This is a genomic window from Streptomyces sp. NPDC017225 (assembly GCF_044331465.1).
In the GTDB taxonomy this organism is placed as follows: Bacteria; Actinomycetota; Actinomycetes; order Streptomycetales; family Streptomycetaceae; genus Streptomyces.
Genome location: NZ_JBIRNE010000023.1, coordinates 93,465 through 101,681 on the forward strand (window position 1 = coordinate 93,465; position 8,217 = coordinate 101,681).

Annotated in this window: 2 protein-coding genes; both read right to left on the reverse strand. The window is 76.3% G+C overall.

From position 1 onward, the window contains the following. Positions 1–7: 7 nt before the first annotated feature. Positions 8–5,500: an SDR family NAD(P)-dependent oxidoreductase gene (locus tag ACH4NX_RS33510; protein ID WP_398129909.1), complete on the reverse strand. Its 5,493-nt coding sequence runs from the start codon at positions 5,498–5,500 to the stop codon at positions 8–10. Between the two features lie 37 nt (positions 5,501–5,537). Continuing rightward, on the reverse strand, positions 5,538–8,217 hold a 2,680-nt coding region (locus tag ACH4NX_RS33515; RefSeq protein ID WP_398153377.1), incomplete at its 5' end, for a type I polyketide synthase.

The following is an 8,217-nucleotide window of genomic DNA, read 5'->3' on the forward strand; positions in this document are numbered from 1 at the left end:
CGGCTCCTCATCTGTCACCGCCGGGCAGCGCTCCGGTCCAGGCGTCGATCGCGCGGGCGGTGTCCGGGGCGTGCTCGGTCATCATCGTGAAGTGGTTGCCGGGGACGTCGGCAGTGGTGTGGGCGTCGTGCCACACCGAGCGCCAGTCCCGGTCCGGATCGGTCCAGGGGGCCATCGGCAGGCCGGCCCGGAGGTGCAGCACGGGGGCGCGGGTGGGACGCGGCCTCCAGTCCTGGAGCAGCCGGTGATAGGCGCCCATGGCCGTGAGCCGGGTGTCGTCGAGCGGCACGACCGCGCGGTCGGTGGCCCAGCGCAGCATGACGTCCCGCCAGACGCCCATCGCCCCGGGTGCGGCGGGCGTGTAGATGTCCGCGAGGACGAGGCCGGCCGGCCCGGTGCGGCCGTCGCTCTCGAGGTACCCGGTGAGGGCGTGGGCCAGGTTGGCGCCGGCGGAGTGACCGATCAGGACGTAGGGCCGGCCCCTGGTGTGCTCGGCGAGAGCGTCGGCGTGCGCGGCGCACAGCGCCGCCAAGGAGTCCGGCAGCGGTTCACCGGCCCGGAACCCCGGTTGCGGCAGGGCCAGTACGGTGTGCCGGCCGGCCAGCGCGGCGGCCAGGGCGGCGAACTCCGCCGGACCGGAGACGGCGGCCGTGCCGGCCAGTGCGATCAGCAACGGGCCGTCCTCATGGCCTTCCCGATGGTCTTCCGCACGACCTTCCGCACGACCTTCCGCACGACCTTCCGCGGGGCCTTTCGCGAGCCGGACGGGGTGTGTCGGCCGCCGGGTCGCGGTGGTGAACACCGGGCGCAGCGCTGCCACGGCCGACAGGGCGTCCACGGCGCCGTCCACCCGGCCCTCGTCGAGGGCCGCGCGGTACAGGGCGACCAGGGTGCCGTCGGTGCCGGTGGGTCGCGGGGCGTCCGGCTCCTCGCGCCCGAGCAGGTCCAGCAGGTGGGCGGTGAGCGCGTCGGGGGTGTCGTGCTCCAGGAAGGTCTCCGGCGCAAGGTCGGTGCCGGTGGCGCCGGCCAGTCGGCGCCTGAGGCGGGTGACGGCGAGGGAGTCGAAGCCGCTGTGGGTGAACGGTGTGTCGGTGGCGACGTCGTCGGCGCCGTCGAGGCCCAGCACGGCGGCGGCCTCGGTGCACACCAGGGTGCGCACGGCGGCGGTTCGGGCGTCCGGGTCGAGTGCGGCCAGTTCGCGGCCCAGGTCGCGAGGGGCGCTCTGCGGAGCCGTCCGGTCCGGTTCGTCGCGGTCCGGGTCGTCGCCGTTCGACGGGTCCGGACCGGGGCCGCCGGTCAGCTCCCCGATGAGAGGGCTGGAGCGGAAGCCGGTGAATCCGGCGGCGAACCGGGACCAGTCGGTGTCCGTGACGGTGACGGCCGCCTCGCCCGCGCCGACGGCGCGGAACAGCTCGGTGAGCGCGTCGTCGGGGTCCATGGGACGGACTCCGCGGCGCCGCAGGTGGGCGGTGCCCGCGCCGTCACCGAGGTCGCCCATGCCGCCGCCGCCCCACAGTCCCCAGGCGACGGACGTGGCGGGCAGGCCTTCGGCGCGACGCCGCTCGGCGAGCGCGTCCAGCGCGGCGTTCGCCGCCCCGTAGGCGCTCTGCCCCGCGCTGCCCCACACGCCCGCCCCCGACGCGTACAGCACGAACGCGTCCAGCTCCGACGCCCGGGTCAGCTCGTCCAGATGCAGCGCACCCGCCACCTTCCCCGCGTACACGTCGCGGACGAGGTCCGGTCCGGTCTCGGTGAGCGGGGCGAGCTGCGGGACACCCGCCGCGTGGAACACGGCGCTCAGCGGGGCGTCGGCGGGGACGGCGGCGAGCACCTCGGCCAGCGCGTCGCGGTCGGCGACGTCGCAGGCGGCGAAGGTCACCTTGGCGCCCAGCGCGAGGAGTTCGGCCTCGAGGGCGTCGGCGCCGGGGGTACGACGGCCGCGGCGGCCCACCAGTACCAGGTGACCGGCCCCCTCGCGGGCGAGGCGGCGGGCCAGCCGGCCGCCGAGCGCTCCGGCGCCGCCGGTGATCAGCACGGTGCCACGTGCCCGGTACGGGGCCGCGCCGGGGTGTGGCGCGGGGGTGAGCCGACGGCCGTGGACGCCGTCGGCGCGTACGGCGACCTGGTCCTCGTCACCGGCCAGGACGGTGGCGAGCCGGTCCCAGTCGGCGGGACCGGGTTCCGGCGGCAGATCGGCCAGGCCGCCCCACAGGGCGGGCAGTTCGAGGGCGGCGGTGCGGCCGAGGCCCCACAGGGCGGCGCCCGCGACACCGGGCGGCTCGCCGGGCGCGACGGCCACGGCCCCCCGGGTGACGCACCACAGGCGGGCGGGTACGGCACTGTCCGCCAGGGCCTGGGCGAGGGACAGGGTGACCTGTACGACGGCGGGCACCGGTTCGGTCGCCGAGGCCGTACCGGACGTCGCGGGTGCCGGTGCCGGTTCGTCCAGGCCCAGCAGGGACAGCACTCCGCGCAGGGAGCCGCCCGCCAGGCCGGTATGGGCGTCGCGCACGGCGGCGGCGAGCGAGTGGCGGTCCGCGGTGGCGGGGTCGGTGGCGAGGCGGTGAACGGTGGCACCGTGCGCGCTCAGGGCCCGCGACGCCGCGTCCCCGGCGGCGGACCCGGCCCGGGGCTCGACCAGCAGCCAGGTCCCCTCCGGCCCGGACCGGCCGGCCGGCACGGGCCGCCAGGTGATCCGGTAGCGGCGGGGCCCGGTGGCCCGGTCCGTGGTCCGTGGCGTGGGTTCGATCCAGTACCGGCGGTGCTGCCAGGCGTACACCGGCAGCGAAACGGCGGGGGCGGGGCGGCCCGGGAAGAGGCGGGCCCGGTCCAGTGGGGCGCCGCGGGTGTGGGCGGTGGCGACGCCCCGCAGCAGCGTGGTGGTCTCGTCGCGGTCCCGGCGCAGCAGGGGCACCGTGCTTCCGGGGTCCGTGCCGTCGGCGAGGGTCTCCTCGGCGGCGCCGCAGAGCACGGCGTCCGGGCCCAGTTCCACGAAGGTGGCGGCGCCGAGGTCCCGGGCGGTGCGGACGGCGTCGGCGAAGCGGACCGTGCCGCGCACGTGCCGGGCCCAGTAGGCGCCGGTGCGCAGGTCGTCGCCGGTGGCGCGGCGGCCGGTGACGTCGGAGACGACGGGGATGCGGGGTGCCCGGTAGGTCAGCCGGTCCGCCAGCGCACGGAACTCCCCCAGTACCGGGTCCATCAGCGGGGAGTGGAAGGCGTGGCTGACGGTCAGCGGCTTGGTCCGGTGGCCGAGGGCGCGCAGCGCGGCCCCGATCCGCTCGACGGAGGCGGCGGCGCCGGAGAAGACCACGGAGCGGGGCCCGTTGACGGCGGCCACGTCCACGAGCGGGTCGGTGCCGAGCAGGGCGCGGACCTCGTCCTCCGACGCGCGTACGGACAGCATGGCGCCGCCCGGTGGGAGGGCCTGCATCAACCGGCCCCGGGCGGCGACCAGGGCGCAGGCGTCGTCGAGGTCCAGGACGCCCGCCGCGTGGGCGGCGGCGATGCCGCCCACGGAGTGGCCGAGGACGACGTCGGGCCGCATCCCCCAGTCCTCCAGGAGCCGGAAGAGGGCGGTCTCCAGGGCGAAGAGCGCGGCCTGGGCGTTCTGGGTGCGGTGCAGGGCGTCCTCGTCGTCGAGGAGGACGGTCAGCGGCCGGTCCAGATGAGGGTCCAGGAGGGCGGCCACGGCGTCGAAGGCCTCGGCGAACACGGGGTGCGCGGTGTGCAGTCGGCGCCCCATGCGCAGCCGCTGGCTGCCCTGCCCGGTGAAGAGGAACGCGGTCTTCGCGTCGCGGCGGAACACGCCCCGGACCAGGGCGGGGTGCTCCTCGCCGGCGGCGAGCGCGCGCAGACCGGCGGTCAGCCGGTCGGCGGTGTCGCCGAGGATCACGGCACGGTGCTCGAAGGCGGACCGGGTGGCGGCGAGGGCGTGTCCGAGGTCGCGCGGGTCGGTGCCGGGTGCGGCGGTGAGGTGCTCGCGCAGTCCGGCCGCCTGTGCCCGCAGGGCCTTGGCGGACCGTCCGGACACGAACCAGGGGACGAGGGCGGGCTCGGAAGGAGTCAGGGGGGCGGCGGTGCCCGTGGGGGCCCGCGGGGCCGGCGGCGCGGCGGGCGGTTCCTCCAGGACGACGTGGGCGTTGGTGCCGCCGACGCCGAAGGCGGAGACACCGGCGCGGCGTGGCCGGTCCGCGGTGGCCGGCCAGGGCACGGGCTCGGTCAGGAGACGCACGCGGCCGGCGGACCAGTCCACGTGCGGGGTGGGCGTGCCGGCGTGCAGGGTCTTCGGCAGCAGGCCGTGGCGCAGTGCCTCGACCGTCTTGATGATGCCTCCGACGCCGGCCGCCGCCTGTGCGTGGCCGAGGTTGGACTTGAGCGAGCCGAGCCACAGCGGGTGTTCGTCCGGCCGGCCGGACCCGTAGACGTCCAGCAGCGCCTGGGCTTCGATGGGGTCGCCGAGCCGGGTGCCCGTACCGTGCGCCTCGACGGCGTCGACGTCGTGCGGTTCCAGGCCGGCGTCGGCCAGCGCCCGGCGGATCACCCGCTGCTGGGAGGGGCCGTTGGGGGCGGTCAGCCCGTTGCTGGCGCCGTCCTGGTTGACGGCGGTGCCGCGGATGACGGCGTGGACGGTGCGTCCGGCGCGTACCGCGTCGGAGAGCCGCTCCAGTACGAGGACGCCGACGCCCTCGGCCCACCCGGTGCCGTCCGCGTCCGCCGAGAAGGCCTTGCACCGGCCGTCGGCTGCCAGGCCCTTCTGCCGGGAGAACTCCACGAAGGCCGCCGCGTCCGGCATGACCGCCACCCCGCCCGCCAGCGCCAGACCGCACTCGCCGCGCCGGAGGGCGGCGACGGCCAGGTGCACGGCGACCAGGGAGGACGAGCAGGCGGTCTCGACGGTCATCGCCGGGCCCTCCAGCCCGAGGACGTAGCTGACGCGTCCGGACAGCACGGCGTCCGCGCTGCCGGTGAGCAGGTAGCCCTCCGAACCGGCCGGGACCCGGCCGGGGTCGGTGGCGTACTCGCCGTGCGCGGCGCCGACGTACACGCCGGTGCCGGAGCCGCGCAGGGTGCGCGGGTCCAGGCCGGTGTGTTCCAGTGCCTCCCAGGTCGTCTCCAGGAGCTGCCGCTGCTGGGGGTCCATGACGACCGCCTCGCGCGGCGAGATGCCGAAGAACGCGGCGTCGAAGTCGGCCGCGCCGGTGAGGAATCCGCCCTCGGCGCAGTACGTGGTGCCCTGAGACTCGGGGTCGGGGTCGTACAGGGCGGCCAGGTCCCAGCCGCGGTCCTTCGGGAACGGTCCGACTGCGTCCGTCCCGGAGTCGACCAGCCGCCACAGGGCCTCCGGCGAGTCCACACCCCCCGGGTACCGGCAGGCCATGCCGACCACGGCGACCGGCTCGTGCGCTGCCTCGGTCAGTTCCCGGTTGCGCCGGCGGAGCCGCTCCGTCTCCTTCAGTGAGGTCCGCAGCGCCTCCATCAGCTTCTCGGAGGACATGGCCATCGGTGAGGGTCACCTCTCTCGGCGGGCGTGCGGCGGCTCAGGCGGCGTCGCGCAGCGCCAGTTCGATGAGTGCCTCGTCGTCCAGCGCGTCGATGTCGGCACCGCCGTCCGGCTCAGTGAATCGGGTGGCGCCTGAGAAACGCTCGGGCGACGCCAGTGCGAGCAGCGTGTCGAGCAGTCCCGCCTCGCGCAGTACCGGCAGCGGGACCGTGGCGAGCGCGGCCCGGACACCGGCCTCCTCCGGGTCCGTCCCGTACGCCGGCTCCCCGTGCGCCTGCTCCTCGTCCGGCGCGAGCAGTCCGACGAGGTACTCGGCCAGTGCGGACGCCGTCGGGTGGTCGAAGACCAGGGTCGGGGGCAGTTTGCGTCCGGCGGCCCGGCCGAGCCGCGCGGCGAACTCGCTCGCGGTCAGCGAGCTGAACCCGAGGGCGCTGAACGCCTGGTCGGGGTCCACCTCCTCGGGCCCGGTGTGGCCGAGCACGGCCGCGACGCCGCCGCACACCTGCGCCAGCACCATCTCGTACCGTTCGGCGGGGTCCACGTCGGCCAGCCGCGCGGCCCAGTCGAGGACGGCCTGCTCCCGGCCGGCGTCGTCCTCCCGTCCCAGTGCCTCGCGCACGCCCGGCAGGGCGCCGATGAGCGGGCTCGGCCGCAGGGCGCAGTACGCCCGCGCGAACAGGGGCCAGTCCAGGTCGGCGAGTGCGACGCAGACGTCGTCGCGGTCCAGGGCGTCGCCCAGTGCCCGGACGGCGGACGCGGGGTCCATGGTGCGCAGGCCGCGGCTGCCGAGGAACTCCTCGCCGGCGCCCTCGCCCATGCCGCCGCCGCCCCACAGTCCCCAGGCGACGGACGTGGCGGGCAGGCCTTCGGCGCGACGCCGCTCGGCGAGCGCGTCCAGCGCGGCGTTCGCCGCCCCGTAGGCGCTCTGTCCCCCGCTGCCCCACACACCGGCTCCCGACGCGTACAGCACGAACGCGTCCAGGTCCAGCGACCGGGTCAGCTCGTCCAGCCGCAGCGCGCCCGTCACCTTCCCCGCGTACACGCCGGCCAGCGAGTCGGGTCCGGTGTCGAGGAACGCCTCCGAGTGCGGGACGCCGGCGGTGTGGAAGACGGCGGTGGGCGGGTGCTCGGCCAGCAGTGCGGCGAGCGCGTCCCGGTCGGCCACGTCACAGGCGGCGACGGTCACCTCGGCGCCCAGCGCGCGCAGTTCGGCGGCGAGCTCCCCGGCGCCGGGGGCGTCCGGGCCGCGCCGGCCGGTGAGGACCAGGTGCTCGGCGCCGGCGCCGGCCAGCCAGCGGGCCACGTGGCCGCCGAGGGCCCCGGTGCCGCCGGTGACCAGTACCGTGCCGCGCGGGGTGTACCTGCGGCGGGCGGGCGCGGTGCCGTCCGGGACGAGCCGGCGGCCGTACGTCCCGGAGGCCCGTACGGCGATCTGGTCCTCGTCGTCACGGCCGGTCAGCGCGGCGACGACGCGCTGCCAGGCGCGCGGGTCGGGAGCGGTGGGCAGGTCCACCAGGCCGCCCCACAGCCGGGGGTGCTCCAGCGCGACGCCCCGCCCGAGCCCCCAGACCTGGGCGCCCGCGGAGGTCGGCTGTTCGGTGGGTGAGACGGCGACGGCGCCCTGGGTGAGGGCCCACAGCCGGGCTCCGGTGCCGCAGTCGGCGGCGGCCTGCGCGAGCGTGGTCGTCCCGACCACGGCGAGCGCCAGACCGGGGTCGTGCGGGTGCGTCCGCTCGTCGATGCCGAGGACGGACAGGATGCCGGTGAGGTCTCCGTGGGCCGCGAGCCGCGCGGCCAGCTCGTCCCGCCCGACGGCCACCGGATCGACCACCAGCCGTGTCACCTCCGCACCGGCGCCGCTCAGTGCCGCCTCGGCCTCACCGACCAGACGGCTCGCGACGCCCTCCGGCACCACCACCAGCCAACGCCCACCGAGCGAGCCGGCCGCGTCACCGCCCAGCCCCTGCCAGGTCACCCGGTAACGCCAGGCGTCGGTGCCGGAGGGTTCGACGGCGTGGGAGCGGGTGCCGGGGTCGAGCCAGTAGTGCTGGTGCTGGAAGGGGTAGGTGGGCAGGTCGACGCGCCGGGCGCCGGTCCCCTCGAAGAGCGCGGACCAGTCGACCGACACACCCTGGACGAACAGTTCGGCGGCCGAGGCCAGGAAACGGGCCAGGGTGCCCTCGTCCCTCCGCAGCGAGCCCACGGCGATGACATCGGCGGTCTCCTGCACACCCATCGTCAGCACCGGATGAGCACTGGACTCCACGAACGTCCCGAAACCCTTCGAGACCAGCAGCCGCACCGTCTCCTCGAAACGGACGGTGTGCCGCAGATTGCGATACCAGTAACCCGCGTCCAGAGTCGTCGTGTCCGTGGGTGCGGCGTCGACCGTCGAATAGAACGGGACACGGGCCGCACGCGGCGCGATCGGCGCCAGGACGTCCAGGAGTTCGGCCTCGATACGCTCCACATGCGCCGAGTGCGAGGCGTAGTCCACCGGAACCTGACGAGCCCGGATCTCCTCCCCCCGGCAAGCCTCCACGAACTCCACCACCGCGTCGGCGTCACCCGCGACGACCGTGCTGGACACACCATTGACCGCGGCCACATCAAGCCGGCCCTCCCAGCCCGACAGACGGGTCTCGACCTCCGCACGCGGCAGCGACACCGACGCCATACCACCCAGACCCGCCAGCTCCCGGCCGATCACCCGGGCC